The following is a 14,433-nucleotide window of genomic DNA, read 5'->3' as shown; positions in this document are numbered from 1 at the left end:
GCGCTTTTTTCAAAAAGAAATCTGCACCCGCTCAGAGCGCCTGTTCGCCCTCGACCGCGCTGCGGTCGGAGCCGTACAGTTTCAGGCCGTCAAGATCCAGCACGCGCACGGCGCCGTACTCCACGTTCAAGAGACCCGCCTCTTCCAGCTTGCGCAGCGCCTGGTTCGCGCGCTGGCGCGACACCCGGGCCAGATAGCCGACTTCTTCTTGCGTAATGGTCAGGCGCATCCCCATGCCGGGATACAGCAAAGGGTTGAAGAGCTCGGCCAGGCAGCGGGCCACGCGCGCATCCGGATCCAGCAGGCGGTCGTACTCCGCCTTGCCGATGAACTGCGCCACGCGCTCGTTCAGTTGATGGAGCAGATAACGGTTGAACGGGATGCTGGTGTCCAGCAGCCAATCGAAAGTAGGAGCCGGCAAGCGCGCCACCACCGAATCGCGCAGTGCGACGATGTCGTACTTGCGGACCTCGCGCTTGAGCAACGAGCCTTCGCCGATCCAGCCGCCGGCGGGCACGCCGGTCAGCGACGCGACCTTGCCTTCCGCATTGCCGACCGACACCTTGACCAATCCGGCCAATACGCCAATCCATGCCTGGGCGAGTTCACCTTTGCGCTCTATGATCGATCCGGCAACGGCTTGCTGCACAGTCAGGTCCCGCTCGACGCGCGTTTGCTGTTCGGCGTTGAGCAAACGGAACCAGGCCGCGGCGAGTTGCAGGGAGTCGGCTAGCTGCATCGGGAATACCCTAAAAGTTCCTTGAATGTCGCGATGGTGACAGTTGGTAGCAACCCAACCTTATACCTTAACTCCTGCCGTAAATCTAAAACCAACTGGTCAAGCCCTTCATCGCCACTGCCGCTCCCGCGGACCCCTGGCGCGATGTGCCCAAACCGGAGGAGACAACGTGGCACATTCATCGCCCGCATCTGCACAGGTGCCGGCGGCGCTGGACACCTTTCCAGCGCTGCTGTTCGCGCATGCCAAAGTTCGTGGGTCGCGGCCCGCGATACGTGAGAAAGATCTGGGGATCTGGCAAACCCTTACGTGGTCCGACGTGGCCGAACATGTCCGGCACGTGGCGAACGGCCTTGCCTCGTTGGGCATCCGGCCCGGCATGCACGTCGCTGTCATCGGTGAAAACCGTCCGCGCCTGTATATGGCGATGATGGCCGCGCAGTCGCTGGGCGCAATCCCCGTGCCGCTCTACCAGGATGCCGTCGCGCAAGAAATGGTCTACGTGCTGCAAGACGCCGAGATCAGCGTGGCCGTCGTGGAAGACCAGGAACAGGTCGACAAGATGCTGGAAGTGCGCGAGCAGTGCCCGGCGTTGAAGCACGTGGTGTTCGACGATCCGCGCGGCCTGCGCCATTACGCGGACCCCATGCTGCTGTCTTATGAGAAGCTGGAGACGCTGGGCCAGGAATACGCCGCCCAGCACGCCGACTACCTGGACCGCGCCATCGCCGCCGTGCAGCCGCACGACCCGGCCGCCATGTTCTATACCTCGGGCACCACGGGCAAGCCCAAAGGCGTGGTGCTGACCCACCACGCGTTGATCGACCGCGCACGCGCCGTGTCCGACATGGAGAAGCTGACCGACCAGGAAGACGTGCTGGCCTATCTGCCGCCCGCGTGGATCGGCCAGAATATGTTCTCGTATACGCAGCTGCTGGTCACGGGCTTTACTGTGAACCATCCCGAATCGCCGGACACCGTGTCGATCGACATGCGCGACATCGGCCCCACCTACTACTTCGCGCCGCCGCGCGTGCTGGAAGGCCTGCTGACGCATGTGATGATCCGCATGGAAGACGCGGGTTTCATCAAACGCAAGCTGTTCGGCGCCTGCATGAACCTGGCGCGCCGGGTGGGCACCAAGATCCTGGACGGCGAATCCGTCAACGCCTGGGACCGCCTGCGCTATGCGCTGGGCAACGTGCTGATCTACGGCCCCTTGCGCAACGCGCTGGGCATGAGCCGCGTGCGCGTGGCCTACACCGCGGGCGAGGCCATCGGCCCCGACCTGTTCGTCTTCTACCGCTCCATCGGCATCAACCTGAAGCAGCTGTACGGTTCGACCGAAACGTCCGTGTTCGTTTGCGTGCAGCCCGACGGCCACGTGCGCGACGATACCGTCGGCCCGCCGGTGGCCGGCGTGGAGATCCGGGTGGCGGACAACGGCGAGATCCTCGTCAAGAGTCCGGGCCTCTTCAAGGAGTACTACCGCAATCCGGACGCGACGGCCGAAGCACGCAGCGCCGACGGGTGGTTCCATACCGGCGACGCCGGCTACCTGGACACCGACGGCCAGTTGAAGATCATCGACCGCGCCAAAGACGTGGGCAAGCTGGCCAACGGCAGCCTGTTTGCGCCCAAGTACATCGAAAACAAGCTCAAGTTCTTCCCGCACATCAAGGAAGCCGTGGCCTTCGGCGCGGATCGCGAAGATGTCTGCGCCTTCATCAACATCGATCTGGAAGCCGTGGGCAACTGGGCCGAACGCCGCGGGCTGCCCTACGCCGGCTATACCGACCTGGCGGCCAAGGACGAGGTCTATCAGCTGATCGCGGAATGCGTGGAACAGGTCAATGCCGACCTGGCCACCGACCCGAAGCTGTCGGCCTCACAGGTCAGCCGCTTTCTGATCCTGCACAAGGAACTGGACCCGGACGACGACGAACTGACCCGCACGCGCAAGGTGCGCCGCGCCTTCATCGCGCAAAAGTACGGCGTGCTGATCGACGCCCTGTTCGGCGGCAAGCAATCGCAGTTCATCGAGACCGAAGTGAAGTTCGAAGACGGACGCTCCGGCAAGATCTCGGCCGACCTGAAGATCCGCCCCGTCAAGACGTTCCCCGCCATCACTGCCAAGGCCGCGTAGAGATCATGAGCAACAACGACCGCGACCAGCGTATCGGCGACGTCATGCTGGACATGCAGAACATCTCCTTGTCCTTTGGCGGCGTCAAAGCGCTGACGGACATTTCCTTCAATGTGCGCGAGCACGAGATCCGCGCCATCATCGGCCCCAACGGCGCGGGCAAGAGTTCGATGCTGAACGTCATCAACGGCGTCTACACGCCGCAGCAAGGCGGCATCGCGTTCCGGGGCGAGCGCTTCTCGAAGATGAACCCGCGCCGCGCCGCCGAAATGGGCATCGCGCGCACATTCCAGAACCTGGCCTTGTTCAAAGGCATGAGCGTGCTGGACAACATCATGACCGGCCGCAACCTGCGCATGAAGTGCGGGCTGCTGTCGCAAGCCTTCCGGTTGGGGCCAGCCGAGCGCGAAGAGACGCAGCACCGCGAATTCGTCGAGAACATCGTCGACTTCCTGGAGATCCAGGCCTATCGCAAGACGCCCGTCGGCCGCCTGCCCTACGGCCTGCAAAAGCGTGTGGACCTGGGCCGCGCGTTGGCGATGGAGCCGCGCCTCTTGCTGCTGGACGAGCCGATGGCCGGCATGAACATCGAGGAAAAGCAGGACATGAGCCGCTTCATCCTGGATGTGAACGACGAATTCGGCACGACCATCGTGCTGATCGAGCACGACATGGGCGTGGTCATGGATATCTCGGACCGCGTGGTGGTGCTGGACTACGGCAAGAAGATCGGCGACGGGCGTCCGGACGAAGTCCGTGCGAATGAAGACGTCATCCGCGCCTACCTCGGCGTCTCGCACTAAGGCGAACAGACATGGGATTTTTTCTAGAGACCTTATTCGGCGGCCTGATGAGCGGCATGATGTATGCGCTGATCGGCCTGGGCTTCGTCCTGATCTTCAAGGCGTCGGGCGTCTTCAACTTCGCGCAGGGCGCGATGGTGCTGGTCGCCGCGCTGTCCATGGCGCGTTTTTCGGAATGGATACCGCGCTGGCTTGGCTTTGACAACATGATCCTGGCCAACGTGCTGGCGTTCATCGTCAGCGCCATGGTGATGTTCCTCTTGGCCGTGGCCATCGAACGCTTCGTGCTGCGCCACCTGGTCAACCAGGAAGCCACGACCCTGTTGATGGCCACGCTGGGCATCAGCTATTTCCTGGACGGCCTGGGCCAGATCACGTTCGGCAGCTCGGTGTATTCCATCAACGTGGGTATGCCCAAGGATCCGATGATGATCCTGGACACCGTCTTCGAAGGCGGGCTGCTCATCAACCTGGAAGACCTGACGGCCGCCGTCATCGCCGCCCTGCTGGTGGCCGTGCTGGCGCTGTTCTTCCAATACACCTCGACCGGCCGCGCGCTGCGCGCGGTGGCCGACGACCACCAGGCCGCGCAATCCATCGGCATCCCGCTGAACCGCATCTGGGTGATCGTGTGGTGCGTGGCGGGCCTGGTCGCGCTGGTGGCCGGCATCATCTGGGGGTCGAAGTTCGGCGTGCAGTTCACGCTGTCCACCGCGGCGCTGCGCGCATTGCCGGTGGTGATCCTGGGCGGCCTGACCTCGGTGCCGGGCGCCATCCTGGGCGGCCTGATCATCGGCGTGGGGGAAAAACTGTCCGAGGTCTACCTGGGGTCGCTCGTGGGCGGCGGTATCGAAATCTGGTTCGCCTATGTGCTGGCGCTGGTGTTCCTGCTGTTCCGTCCGCAAGGGCTGTTCGGCGAGAAGATCATCGACCGCGTGTAACCACCAGGCCCTCTAGGATAAAAACATGTTCTATCGCGAAAACGGCCAATTCAAGACCAGCTACCGGGCCGACCAGCAGATCTTCCCGATCCGCCAGGACCGCATCTTCATCTGGCTGCTGCTGGCCGTGGCGTTCATCGCCGTGCCGGCGCTGTCGTCCGACTACCTGCTGCGCGCCATCCTGATCCCGTTCCTGATCCTGTCGCTGGCCGCCGTGGGCTTGAACATCCTGGTCGGGTACTGCGGGCAGATCTCGCTGGGCACCGGCGCCTTCATGGCGGTGGGCGCCTATGCGGCCTGGAACTTCGGCGTGCGCTTTCCCGGCATGCCGCTGGTCATCCAGATCCTGCTGGGCGGCTGCTTCGCCACGATCGTGGGCGTGATCTTCGGCATCCCCAGCCTGCGCATCCGGGGCCTGTACCTGGCTGTCGCCACGCTGGCCGCGCAGTTCTTCGTGGACTGGGCGTTCCTGCGCATCCCGTTCTTCACCAACTACTCATCGTCGGGCAACGTGTCGGTGCCGCCGCTGACGGCCTTCGGCCTGCCCGTGCAGAGCGCGCTGGAGAAGTACCTGTTCGTGCTGATCCTGGTGGTGATCTTCAGCCTGCTGGCCAAGAACCTGGTGCGCGGCGCCATCGGCCGCCAGTGGATGGCGATCCGCGACATGGACGTGGCCGCCTCCGTCATCGGCATCCGGCCCATGTACGCCAAGCTCACCGCGTTCGCCGTCAGTTCGTTCATCGTCGGCGTAGCCGGCGCCTTGTGGGGCTACATCCACCTGGGTTCGTGGGAGCCGCTGGCGTTCGACCTGACGCGTTCGTTCCAGCTGCTGTTCATGGTGATCATCGGCGGGCTGGGTTCGATCATCGGCAGCTTCTTCGGCGCGGCCTTCATCGTGCTGGTACCCGTGGCGCTGTCGAACATCCCGCACGCGCTCGGCATCCCGCTGTCGGTGGACACCGCCGCGCACATCGAACACATGGTGTTCGGCGCGCTGATCGTGTTCTTCCTGATCGCCGAACCGCACGGGCTGGCGCGATTGTGGAGCATTGGCAAAGAAAAGCTGCGCATCTGGCCGTTCCCGCATTGACCGTATTTTGATTTCGCATTGATTTCTGCGGACCGCGGCGGCAAAAGTGCCGCGGCCCACATCCTGAATACCCGGCTCAAGACCGGGCCAATCCCGGTGTCCCAGGGTTTACTGCCCCAAACACCACGCAGGAGGTAAATGGAGATGAAGCGTCTTAACCTGAAGTTGGCGGCAGCCCTGGTGGCCGCAGCCGGCGCCGTCGGCGCCGTGGCCACGCCGGCAATGGCGGCCGAAGAGCAGTTCGTTCCGTTGCTGGTGTATCGCACCGGGTCGTTCGCGCCGTTGGGCATTCCCTGGGCAGATGGCAAGCTGGACTACCTGAAGCTGGTCAACGAACGCGATGGCGGCGTCAACGGCGTCAAGATCACGTACGAGGAGTGCGAGACCGCCTACGCCACTGACCGCGGCGTGGAGTGCTATGAGCGCCTGAAGGGCAAGGGCACGGGGGCTTCGGGCTTCGACACCCAGTCCACCGGCATCACGTTTGCGGTCAGCGACAAGGCCATGGTCGACAAGGTGCCCGTCGAAACGATGGGCTACGGCCTGTCGCAGTCGGTGGACGGCAGCGTCTTCGAGTGGAACTTCCCGCTGCTGGGCACGTACTGGACCGCGGCCGACGTGATGATCCAGGACATCGCCAAGAAAGAAGGCGGCATGGACAAGCTCAAGGGCAAGAAGATCGCCCTGGTCTACCACGACTCGCCCTACGGCAAGGAACCGATCCCGCTGCTGCAGAAACGCGCCGCCAAGGAAGGCTTCGAGCTGGTGCTGTATCCGGTGACGGCGCCGGGCGTGGAACAGAAGTCCACGTGGCTGCAGATCCGCCAGGCGCGTCCGGCCTATGTGTTGCTGTGGAGCGCGGGCATCATGACGCCGACCGCCATCCGCGAAGCCCAGGCCAGCGGCTACCCCCGCGAGAAGATGTACGCGATCTGGTGGGCCGGCTCTGAAGGCGACGTGAAGGACCTGGGCGATGTTGCCAAGGGCTACAACGCCATCACCGTGCACAACAGCGGCGCCGAGCACGACAAGGTCTATGACGACCTGAAGAAGTTCGTCTACGACAAGGGCCAGGGCTCGGACAAGACGGCCAAGAACACGCTGGGCACCATCGCCCACACGCGCGGCATGATGATTTCGATGCTGCAGGTGGAAGCGATCCGCACGGCGCAAGAGAAGTTCGGCAAAGGCAAGGCATTGACGCCCGACCAGGTGCGTTGGGGCTTCGAGAACCTGAACCTGACGCAAGAGAAGCTGGACAAGCTGGGCTTTGGCCAGATCATGCGCCCGGTCAAGACCTCGTGCAGCAACCACAAGGGTGACGACTGGGCCCGCATCGTGCAGTGGGACGGCGCCAAGTTCAAGGTCGCCTCCGACTGGTATCAGGCCGACAAGACCATTCTGGACCCGATGGTCAAGGAAGCCGCGGCCAAGTACGCCAAGGAAAAGAACATCACGCCCCGCACTTGCGAGAACTGATGTGAACCGGCGGCGGGCGCCTTTGCCGGCGTCCGCCGCCACCACGCCGCAGGAATCGTCATGACCGCTGCAACAACTGCTGCATCCATTGCCCCCTCCCCCGCCGAAGCGCCCAACGTGCTGCTCGACGTGAACGGGATCGAGGTGATCTACAACCACGTGATCCTGGTGCTCAAGGGCGTGTCCCTGCAGGTGCCAGAAGGCAAAATCGTGGCGTTGCTGGGCGCCAACGGCGCGGGCAAGACCACGACCTTGCGCGCCATCTCGAACCTGCTCAAGGGCGAGCGCGGCGACGTCACCAAGGGCCATATCCAATACCGCGGCCAGCGCATCGAACGGCTGTCGCCGGCCGAACTCGTCAAGCGCGGCGTCGTGCAGGTGATGGAAGGCCGGCATTGCTTTGCCCACCTGACCATCGAAGAGAACCTGTTGACCGGCGCCTACACCCGCAGCATGAGCCGCGGCGATACCGCGGCCGCGCTGGAACGCGTCTACCAGTACTTCCCGCGCCTGAAGCAGCGCCGCGCGAGCCAATCCGGCTATACGTCGGGCGGCGAACAGCAGATGACCGCCATCGGCCGCGCGCTGATGGCCAACCCCAACATGATCCTGCTGGACGAACCGTCCATGGGCCTGGCCCCGCAGATCGTGGAAGAGATTTTCGAGATCGTGCGCGACCTGAACCAGCGCGAACGCGTGAGCTTCCTGCTGGCTGAACAGAACACCAACATCGCGCTGCGCTACGCCGACTACGGCTACATCCTGGAAAACGGGCGCGTGATGATGGACGGCGCCGCGCTGGACCTGGCCCAGAACGAGGACGTCAAAGAGTTCTACCTGGGCATTTCCAGCGGCGAAAGAAAGAGTTTCCGCGACAACAAGTTCTACCGCCGCCGCAAACGCTGGCTGGCCTGATCCCTGGAGCGGCAGCGCCGGTGTGGACCGGCGCCCCGCCGGCAACGACACCGCAGTACGGCACACGAGAGGGTGCGATCCCATGTCCGAGTTTTTCGATGTCCTGGAAACCCGAGCGCCCGAGCAACGCGAGCGCGAGCTGATGGCCGCCTTGCCCGGCGCGATTACGCGAGCGATCGCGCGCGCCCCGGCAATCGCCGAACAGCTGCGCGGCGTTGACCCCGCCACCATCACGTCGCGGGCGGCGCTGGCCCGCCTGCCCGTGCTGCGCAAGCACGAACTGCTGGAACGCCAGCAGCACAGCCGCGACGATGCGGCGGCGCCTGCGGGCCCGGCCAAAGCCTTCGGCGGATTCTCCGCGATCGGCTGGGGCGAAGCGATGCGCGTCTTCGCCTCGCCCGGCCCCATTTACGAACCGGAAAGCGCGCGCGCGGATTACTGGCGCTTTGCGCGTGCCCTGTATGCGGCCGGCTTTCGCGCCGGGGAACTGGCGTACAACTGCTTTTCCTACCACTTCACTCCGGCCGGCTCCATGATGGAGACGGCGGCGCACGCCGTGGGCTGCACGGTCTTTCCCGGCGGCACGGGTCAGACCGAACAGCAGGTGCGCGCCATTCAGGACCTGGCGCCCAGCGGCTACACGGGCACGCCCAGTTTCCTGAAGATCATCCTCGAGAAATCCGACGAACTGGGCGTGAAGCTGGATTCGCTGCGGCGCGCGCTGGTGTCGGGCGAAGCCTTTCCGCCGTCGCTGCGCGACTGGCTGGCGGCCCGCGGCATCGAAGGCTATCAGGCCTATGGCAGCGCCGACCTGGGCATGATCGCCTTCGAGACGCCTGCCCGCCAGGGGCTGGTGCTGGGCGAAGACATCATCGTGGAAATCGTGCGCCCCGGCACCGGTGAACCCGTGCCGGACGGCGAGGTCGGCGAAGTAGTCGTCACCACGCTGAACCCGGACTATCCGCTGGTGCGTTTCGGCACTGGCGACCTGTCGGCCGTCATGCCCGGCGTCTCGCCTTGCGGGCGCACCAACACCCGCATCAAGGGCTGGATGGGGCGCGCGGACCAGACCACCAAAGTGCGTGGCATGTTCGTTCACCCCTCGCAGGTCGCGGACGTGGTGCGGCGCCACCCTGAAATCCTGCGCGCCCGCCTCGTCATCAGCGGCAGCACCGGTTCGGACCGCATGGTGCTGAAGGTGGATTCGCGGGTACGCGGCGAAGAGCTGTCCAACCGCATCGCCGAATCCGTGCGCGACGTGACCAAGCTGCGCGCTGACGTGGAATGGGTGGACGCCGACGGCCTGCCGAACGACGGCAAGGTCATCGACGACGTGCGCACCTACGAGTAGCGCAGGTTCAGTTGCCCAGCGGCCGCGCCAGCCATTCGCGGCCGCGCAGCATGCCGTTCCAGTAGATCCACGGCAACAGCGTGGCCTTCAGGAACCACGCGCTCTTGCGAGGCACCGTCGGGTCCAGCGGGAAGGTGGGCAGCAGCTTGCCGCCGTAGCCGAACTCGGCCAACACGATGCGGCCGCGCTCGACCGTCAGCGGGCACGAGCCGTAGCCGTCGTACGTGACGGGCATGGCGTGGCCTTCGCGCACCGCGATCAGGTTTTCGGCCACGGTGACGATCTGCTTGCGCGCGGCGGCGGCCGTCTTGGCGTTGCTGGTGCTGATGCCATCGCCCAGGCCGAACACGTTGTCAAAGCGCACATGCCGCAGGCTGCCGGGGTCAACCTCGCACCAGCCGGCCGCATCCGCCAGCGCGCTGTCGCGCACGACGTCATGCGGCATTTGCGGCGGCACGGCGTGCAGCATGTCGAAAGACTTCTCCACGCGCGACACACTGCCGTCGGCGCCCTTCACATCGAACCAGGCCTTGCGCGCCGGCCCATCCACGGCCACCAGCGCGGAATTGAACGCCAGGTCGATGCCATAGCTCTCGACATAGCGCATCAGCGGCGGCACAAACGTGGGCACGCCGAACAGCGCCGCGCCCGCCAGATCGAATTCAACATGCATGCGGTCCAGCACACCGGTCCGGCGCCAATGGTCGCAGGCCAGATACATCGCCTTTTGCGGCGCGCCCGCGCATTTGATCGGCATGGCCGGTTGGGTGAATAACGCCTGCCCTTGCCTCATCGACCGCACCAGTTCCCAGGTGTAGGGCGCCAGGTCGTAGCGATAGTTGGACGTCACCCCGTTCTGGCCCAGCGCGTCGGACAGGCCGTCGATCTTGTCCCAGGCCAGCCGCAGGCCGGGGCATACGATCAGTTGCTGGTACGTGACACTGCCGCCATCGGCCAGGCGCACCCGGTTCGCTTGCGGCTCGAAACCCGCGGCCGACGTATGCAGCCACGTGGCCCGCGACGGCATTACCGAACGGGTCGGGCGCATGGTCTTCTTCACATCGAACGCGCCGCCGCCCACCAGCGTCCAGGCCGGCTGGTAATAATGCTTGTCGCTGGGTTCGATCACGGCAATGCGCAAATCCGGCCGGCGCCGCAGCAAACTGGCGGTCACGCCGATGCCTGCCGCGCCTCCTCCTACCACCACGACGTCGAAATCGGCGGATGCGGCGGGTGCTGACTGTACCTGGGGCATGCTTGTCTCCGCGCCGGGTTACCGGCTTTTGAATGGTTCAACCGCCGAGAATACCCCCATGCCGACAATCATCGCGGCCACGAAGATCAGCGCCTCGGTCACGCCCGCCGACGCAGCCACCAGCGCGGGGCCCGGACAGAAGCCCGCCAGCCCCCAGCCCGCGCCGAACGCCAGGCTGCCCGCAGCCAGGCGCAGATCGATGCGAGTGGCCGTGGGCCAACGCAGGGGCTCGCCCGACAGGCTGGCGCGTCGGCTTCGCAGCGCCGCGAAGCCCGCCGCCGTGGCGAGCACCGCGCCGCCCATCACAAAAGCCAATGACGGGTCCCAGGCGCCGGCGACATCCAGGAAACCCAGCACCTTGGCAGGATTGGCCATCCCGGACACGATCAGGCCCAGTCCAAAGACCAGGCCCGAGGCGAAGGCGATCAGCGCCGCCATATCAGCCTCCCGCCAGATGTCGCATGGCGTAGACGGTGGCAAAGCCCGCGGCCATGAACAAGGCGGTCGCCACGAACGAGCGCCGCGACCCGCGCGACAGGCCGCAGACGCCATGACCACTGGTGCAGCCCGAGGCGAAGCGCGTGCCGATGCCCACCAGCAGGCCCGCCACGATCAGGCGCGGGGTGCCGGCCTCGACGGCAACTGGCGGCAGCGCGGCACCCAGTTGGTACAACCAGGGCGCCGCGCACAAGCCCAGCAGGAACGCCACACGCCACAGGCCGTCGCGCTGCGGCGGCAGCAAACCGCCCAGGATGCCGCTGATACCCGCGATGCGCCCCGCGCCGGCCATCAACAGCACGGCGGCGGCGCCGATCAACAGGCCGCCTGCGGTGGCCGACGCCGGCGTCAGGGCGGACCAGTCTGGATTCACGCGAGTGACTCCATTGCGCGGCCGCAGTACAAACTGGATAGCGTCTTCATGACCTGGCTGACTTCGAAGCTGGCCATCTGGTAGTAGACGTACTTGCCGTCGCGGCGCGTCGTAACGAGCCCTTCGTCGCGCAGCACGCCCAATTGTTGGGACAAGGTCGGTTGGCGGATGCCGGTCAGCGATTCCAGTTCACTTACGTTGCGTTCGTTCTGCACCAGTTGGCACAGCAGCAGCAAGCGGTCTTCGTTGGCCAGCGCCTTGAGCAGCGCGCAGGCCTGGGCGGCGGATTCGCGCAAGACGGCAAGTTCGCAATCAGTCAGGGCGGCATTCATAAGGCGTATTGGCAGGTCGGATAGTCGCGGATCATTATATTGACTGATAAATTATCAAACAATATTATTTAAATATATATATTGTTAGCTGCTGGCGGCCATGAATCCTCACATCCAAGCCTTTTTCGATCCCGTCACCGCTACCGTCACCTACGTCGTGCACGACGGCAGCGCCTGCGCCATCATCGATTCGGTGCTGGACTACGACCCCAAATCCGGGCGCAGCAGCACCGCCAGCGCGGACGCCGTGGCGGCTTTTGTGCGCCAAGCGGGGCTGACCACCCAATGGCTGCTGGAAACCCACGCCCATGCGGACCATCTGTCGGCCGCCCCCTATCTGCAGCGGCAGTTGGGCGGGGTCATCGCCATCGGGCAAAGCATCCGCGCCGTGCAAGGCGTGTTCAAGCAGATCTTCAACCTGGAACCCGAGTTCCAACTGGACGGCTCCCAGTTCGGCCACCTGTTCACCGACGGCGAGACCTTCCGCATCGGCAAGCTGGAAGCCACCGCGATCCATGTGCCCGGCCACACGCCGGCCGATATGGCCTATTTGGTGGGCGACGCCGCCTTCGTGGGCGACACGATGTTCATGCCGGATGTGGGCACCGCGCGCTGCGATTTCCCGGGCGGCGACGCGCATCAGCTGTACCGATCGATCCAGCGGCTGCTGGGCCTGCCGGGCGGCACGCGGCTCTTCATGTGCCACGACTACCCCCCGGCGGGGCGCGAAGCGCACTGGCAGACGTCGGTGGCCGAACAGCGCGCCGCCAACATCCATGTGCATGACGGTGTCAGCGAAGACGAGTTCGTCGCCATGCGCACCCGGCGCGACGCCACCCTGTCCATGCCCACCCTGATCCTGCCCGCCATCCAGGTGAACATCCGCGCCGGCCATTTCCCGCCTCCGGAGGACAACGGCGTGCGCTACCTGAAAATCCCCATCGACGGGCTCTGACTCGGGCGCCCGCGCCGCACTTGCGCGCCGGGCGCTTATCCCGCAAGATCGGCCGATCTCCCGATTGCCGATCAGACGGATTTCCCATGTTCGCAGAAGCCGAAGCCGACCCCAGCCTATCCAAGGAAGCATTCAAACCGGTGGAAGCGCGGCTGCGCGTCGCCCTGCTGAACGCGCAGTACCAGCGCCTTGAAAAGGCGGAAAAGACGCTGCTGATCGTAGTGGCGGGGATCGACGGCGCGGGCAAGGGCGCCACGGTCAACCTGCTGAACGAATGGATGGACCCGCGCCACATCAAGACGCTGGCCTACGGCCCGCCCGAAGGCGACGAGCAGGACCGGCCGCCTTTCTGGCGCTACTGGAAAGACCTGCCGCCCAAAGGCAGCACGGGCATCGTGTTCGGGTCCTGGTATGCGCCGCTGATCATTGAATCGGCACGCAAGAAGCCCAACCAGGACGCCATCGAGGCGCAATCCGCCGCGATCCGCCGCTTCGAAGCGATGCTGGCCGCCGAAGGCGTGCAGATCGTCAAACTGTGGTTTCACCTGTCAGCCAAGGCGCAAAAGGAGCGGGCAGAGCGCCTCCTGGCCAGCCCCGAAACCTCGTGGCAGGTCAGCCCCGTCGACTTGAAGGTCTACAAGAAGTACGACCGCATCCGCGCAGGCGGCCAGGTTGTGCTGAACCACACCGACAGCGGCCACGCGCCCTGGGTAGTCATTCCCAGCGCCGACGAGAACTTGCGGTCGGCCCGCACCGCCGAGGCGGTACTGGCGGCAATGCGCCAGCGCGGCGTGCCCCGCATTCCGCAATCGTTCCTGGCGCATTCCGCGCCCGCCCGCATTGTCGACCGCCTGGGCGAACTGGATTACGAAGCCCGCGTCGACAAGGGCGACTACGAGTCCGAACTCGGCCTGCTGCAAGGCCGGCTGGCCCGCGCCGCGCGGTCCAAGAAATTCCAGGATCGTTCGCTGGTGCTGGTGTTCGAAGGGCAGGATGCCGCCGGCAAGGGCGGCGCCATCCGGCGCGTGACCCATGCGCTGGACGCCCGGCAATTCGACATTACGCCGGTCGCCGCCCCGAACAGCTATGAACTGTCACGCCCTTATCTGTGGCGCTTCTGGCGCCAGTTGCCGCGCCATGGCCGCGTCGCGATCTTCGACCGGTCCTGGTATGGCCGCGTGCTGGTCGAACGCGTCGAGAAGCTGACCGCGCCCGCCCACTGGCGCCGCGCCTACGCCGAGATCAACGACTTCGAGGAACAACTGGCGGCCAGCGGCGCGATCGTGCTGAAATTCTGGCTGGCCGTGACCGCCGACGTGCAGCTGGAACGCTTCAAGGAACGCGAGAAATCGCCCTTCAAGAATTTCAAGATCACGCCAGACGACTGGCGCAACCGCGACAAATGGAAGGAATACGCGGCCGCAACCAACGAGATGCTGGCCCGCACCGACATCGCGCACGCGCCATGGCATCTGGTGTCCGCCAACGACAAGCGCTACGCTCGGCTGCAAGTGCTGCGGCACGTCGTCGAAGCGATGGAAAACCAACTTTGAATC

General features: G+C 65.0%; 14 protein-coding genes. 9 read left to right on the top strand and 5 right to left on the bottom strand.

Annotated features, from left to right (window positions below):
• Positions 1–31: 31 nt before the first annotated feature.
• The gene (locus AC3WMU_RS12450; protein WP_006224767.1) at positions 32–739 is read right to left on the bottom strand and encodes a Crp/Fnr family transcriptional regulator; all 708 of its coding nucleotides are present in this window, start codon (positions 737–739) and stop codon (positions 32–34) included.
• Between the two features lie 169 nt (positions 740–908).
• On the opposite strand from AC3WMU_RS12450, the gene AC3WMU_RS12445 reads away from it, so the two are divergent.
• The 7 genes from AC3WMU_RS12445 (at position 909) to AC3WMU_RS12415 (ending at position 9,464) form a co-directional block, all read left to right on the top strand.
• Entirely contained in the window at positions 909–2,885 is a 1,977-nt protein-coding gene (locus AC3WMU_RS12445; RefSeq protein ID WP_006224768.1) for an AMP-dependent synthetase/ligase, read from the top strand.
• Positions 2,886–2,890: 5 nt separating this feature from the next.
• Positions 2,891–3,688 (top strand): ABC transporter ATP-binding protein, encoded by a 798-nt coding sequence (locus AC3WMU_RS12440; RefSeq protein WP_006224769.1) that lies wholly within the window; start codon positions 2,891–2,893, stop codon positions 3,686–3,688.
• Between the two features lie 11 nt (positions 3,689–3,699).
• Positions 3,700–4,629 (top strand): branched-chain amino acid ABC transporter permease, encoded by a 930-nt coding sequence (locus AC3WMU_RS12435; RefSeq protein ID WP_006224770.1) that lies wholly within the window; start codon positions 3,700–3,702, stop codon positions 4,627–4,629.
• Between the two features lie 25 nt (positions 4,630–4,654).
• Positions 4,655–5,719: a branched-chain amino acid ABC transporter permease gene (locus tag AC3WMU_RS12430; protein WP_006224771.1), complete on the top strand. Its 1,065-nt coding sequence runs from the start codon at positions 4,655–4,657 to the stop codon at positions 5,717–5,719.
• 138 nt (positions 5,720–5,857) lie between these two features.
• Positions 5,858–7,198 (top strand): ABC transporter substrate-binding protein, encoded by a 1,341-nt coding sequence (locus tag AC3WMU_RS12425; RefSeq protein ID WP_492282419.1) that lies wholly within the window; start codon positions 5,858–5,860, stop codon positions 7,196–7,198.
• A 60-nt stretch (positions 7,199–7,258) separates the two neighbouring features.
• A complete protein-coding gene (locus AC3WMU_RS12420) occupies positions 7,259–8,113 on the top strand; it encodes an ABC transporter ATP-binding protein (protein ID WP_006224773.1) in 855 nt (284 codons plus the stop codon).
• A gap of 82 nt (positions 8,114–8,195) precedes the next feature.
• Positions 8,196–9,464 (top strand): phenylacetate--CoA ligase family protein, encoded by a 1,269-nt coding sequence (locus tag AC3WMU_RS12415; protein WP_006224774.1) that lies wholly within the window; start codon positions 8,196–8,198, stop codon positions 9,462–9,464.
• A gap of 7 nt (positions 9,465–9,471) precedes the next feature.
• Here AC3WMU_RS12415 and AC3WMU_RS12410 read toward each other — a convergent pair whose 3' ends face one another.
• From AC3WMU_RS12410 to AC3WMU_RS12395, 4 genes are read right to left on the bottom strand one after another with little or no spacing between them, the layout of a single operon-like run.
• On the bottom strand, positions 9,472–10,719 hold the full coding sequence (locus tag AC3WMU_RS12410; protein WP_492282418.1) for an NAD(P)/FAD-dependent oxidoreductase: 1,248 nt from the start codon (positions 10,717–10,719) through the stop codon (positions 9,472–9,474).
• An 18-nt stretch (positions 10,720–10,737) separates the two neighbouring features.
• Complete coding sequence (locus AC3WMU_RS12405; RefSeq protein ID WP_006224776.1) at positions 10,738–11,157, bottom strand: DUF6691 family protein; 420 nt, start codon at positions 11,155–11,157, stop codon at positions 10,738–10,740.
• 1 nt (position 11,158) lies between these two features.
• On the bottom strand, positions 11,159–11,590 hold the full coding sequence (locus tag AC3WMU_RS12400; protein WP_492282417.1) for a YeeE/YedE family protein: 432 nt from the start codon (positions 11,588–11,590) through the stop codon (positions 11,159–11,161).
• On the bottom strand, positions 11,587–11,922 hold the full coding sequence (locus tag AC3WMU_RS12395) for an ArsR/SmtB family transcription factor (protein WP_006224778.1): 336 nt from the start codon (positions 11,920–11,922) through the stop codon (positions 11,587–11,589). The genes AC3WMU_RS12400 and AC3WMU_RS12395 overlap by 4 nt, the downstream gene beginning before the upstream one ends.
• A gap of 100 nt (positions 11,923–12,022) precedes the next feature.
• Here AC3WMU_RS12395 and AC3WMU_RS12390 point away from each other — a divergent pair, with 100 nt between their 5' ends.
• Together AC3WMU_RS12390 and pap are read left to right on the top strand one after the other, a co-directional pair.
• A complete protein-coding gene (locus tag AC3WMU_RS12390) occupies positions 12,023–12,877 on the top strand; it encodes an MBL fold metallo-hydrolase (RefSeq protein WP_492282416.1) in 855 nt (284 codons plus the stop codon).
• A gap of 86 nt (positions 12,878–12,963) precedes the next feature.
• Positions 12,964–14,430: a polyphosphate:AMP phosphotransferase gene (gene pap / locus AC3WMU_RS12385; RefSeq protein WP_006224780.1), complete on the top strand. Its 1,467-nt coding sequence runs from the start codon at positions 12,964–12,966 to the stop codon at positions 14,428–14,430.
• Positions 14,431–14,433: the final 3 nt, after the last annotated feature.

The sequence above is a fragment of the Achromobacter sp. FW305-C-13 genome (assembly GCF_058783475.1).
Note: the sequence above shows the minus strand (reverse complement) of the source record. Positions and strands in the feature narration are given on the sequence as shown.

Bases quoted from the DNA above. Each gene is read 5' to 3' on its own strand.
- pap (WP_006224780.1), top strand. From the start codon at position 12,964: ATGTTCGCAGAAGCCGAAGCCGACCCCAGCCTATCCAAGGAAGCATTC.
- AC3WMU_RS12425 (WP_492282419.1), top strand. From the start codon at position 5,858: ATGGAGATGAAGCGTCTTAACCTGAAGTTGGCGGCAGCCCTGGTGGCC.
- AC3WMU_RS12430 (WP_006224771.1), top strand. From the start codon at position 4,655: ATGTTCTATCGCGAAAACGGCCAATTCAAGACCAGCTACCGGGCCGAC.
- AC3WMU_RS12435 (WP_006224770.1), top strand. From the start codon at position 3,700: ATGGGATTTTTTCTAGAGACCTTATTCGGCGGCCTGATGAGCGGCATG.
- AC3WMU_RS12390 (WP_492282416.1), top strand. From the start codon at position 12,023: ATGAATCCTCACATCCAAGCCTTTTTCGATCCCGTCACCGCTACCGTC.
- AC3WMU_RS12415 (WP_006224774.1), top strand. From the start codon at position 8,196: ATGTCCGAGTTTTTCGATGTCCTGGAAACCCGAGCGCCCGAGCAACGC.
- AC3WMU_RS12450 (WP_006224767.1), bottom strand. From the start codon at position 739: ATGCAGCTAGCCGACTCCCTGCAACTCGCCGCGGCCTGGTTCCGTTTG.
- AC3WMU_RS12410 (WP_492282418.1), bottom strand. From the start codon at position 10,719: ATGCCCCAGGTACAGTCAGCACCCGCCGCATCCGCCGATTTCGACGTC.
- AC3WMU_RS12405 (WP_006224776.1), bottom strand. From the start codon at position 11,157: ATGGCGGCGCTGATCGCCTTCGCCTCGGGCCTGGTCTTTGGACTGGGC.
- AC3WMU_RS12440 (WP_006224769.1), top strand. From the start codon at position 2,891: ATGAGCAACAACGACCGCGACCAGCGTATCGGCGACGTCATGCTGGAC.
- AC3WMU_RS12395 (WP_006224778.1), bottom strand. From the start codon at position 11,922: ATGAATGCCGCCCTGACTGATTGCGAACTTGCCGTCTTGCGCGAATCC.
- AC3WMU_RS12420 (WP_006224773.1), top strand. From the start codon at position 7,259: ATGACCGCTGCAACAACTGCTGCATCCATTGCCCCCTCCCCCGCCGAA.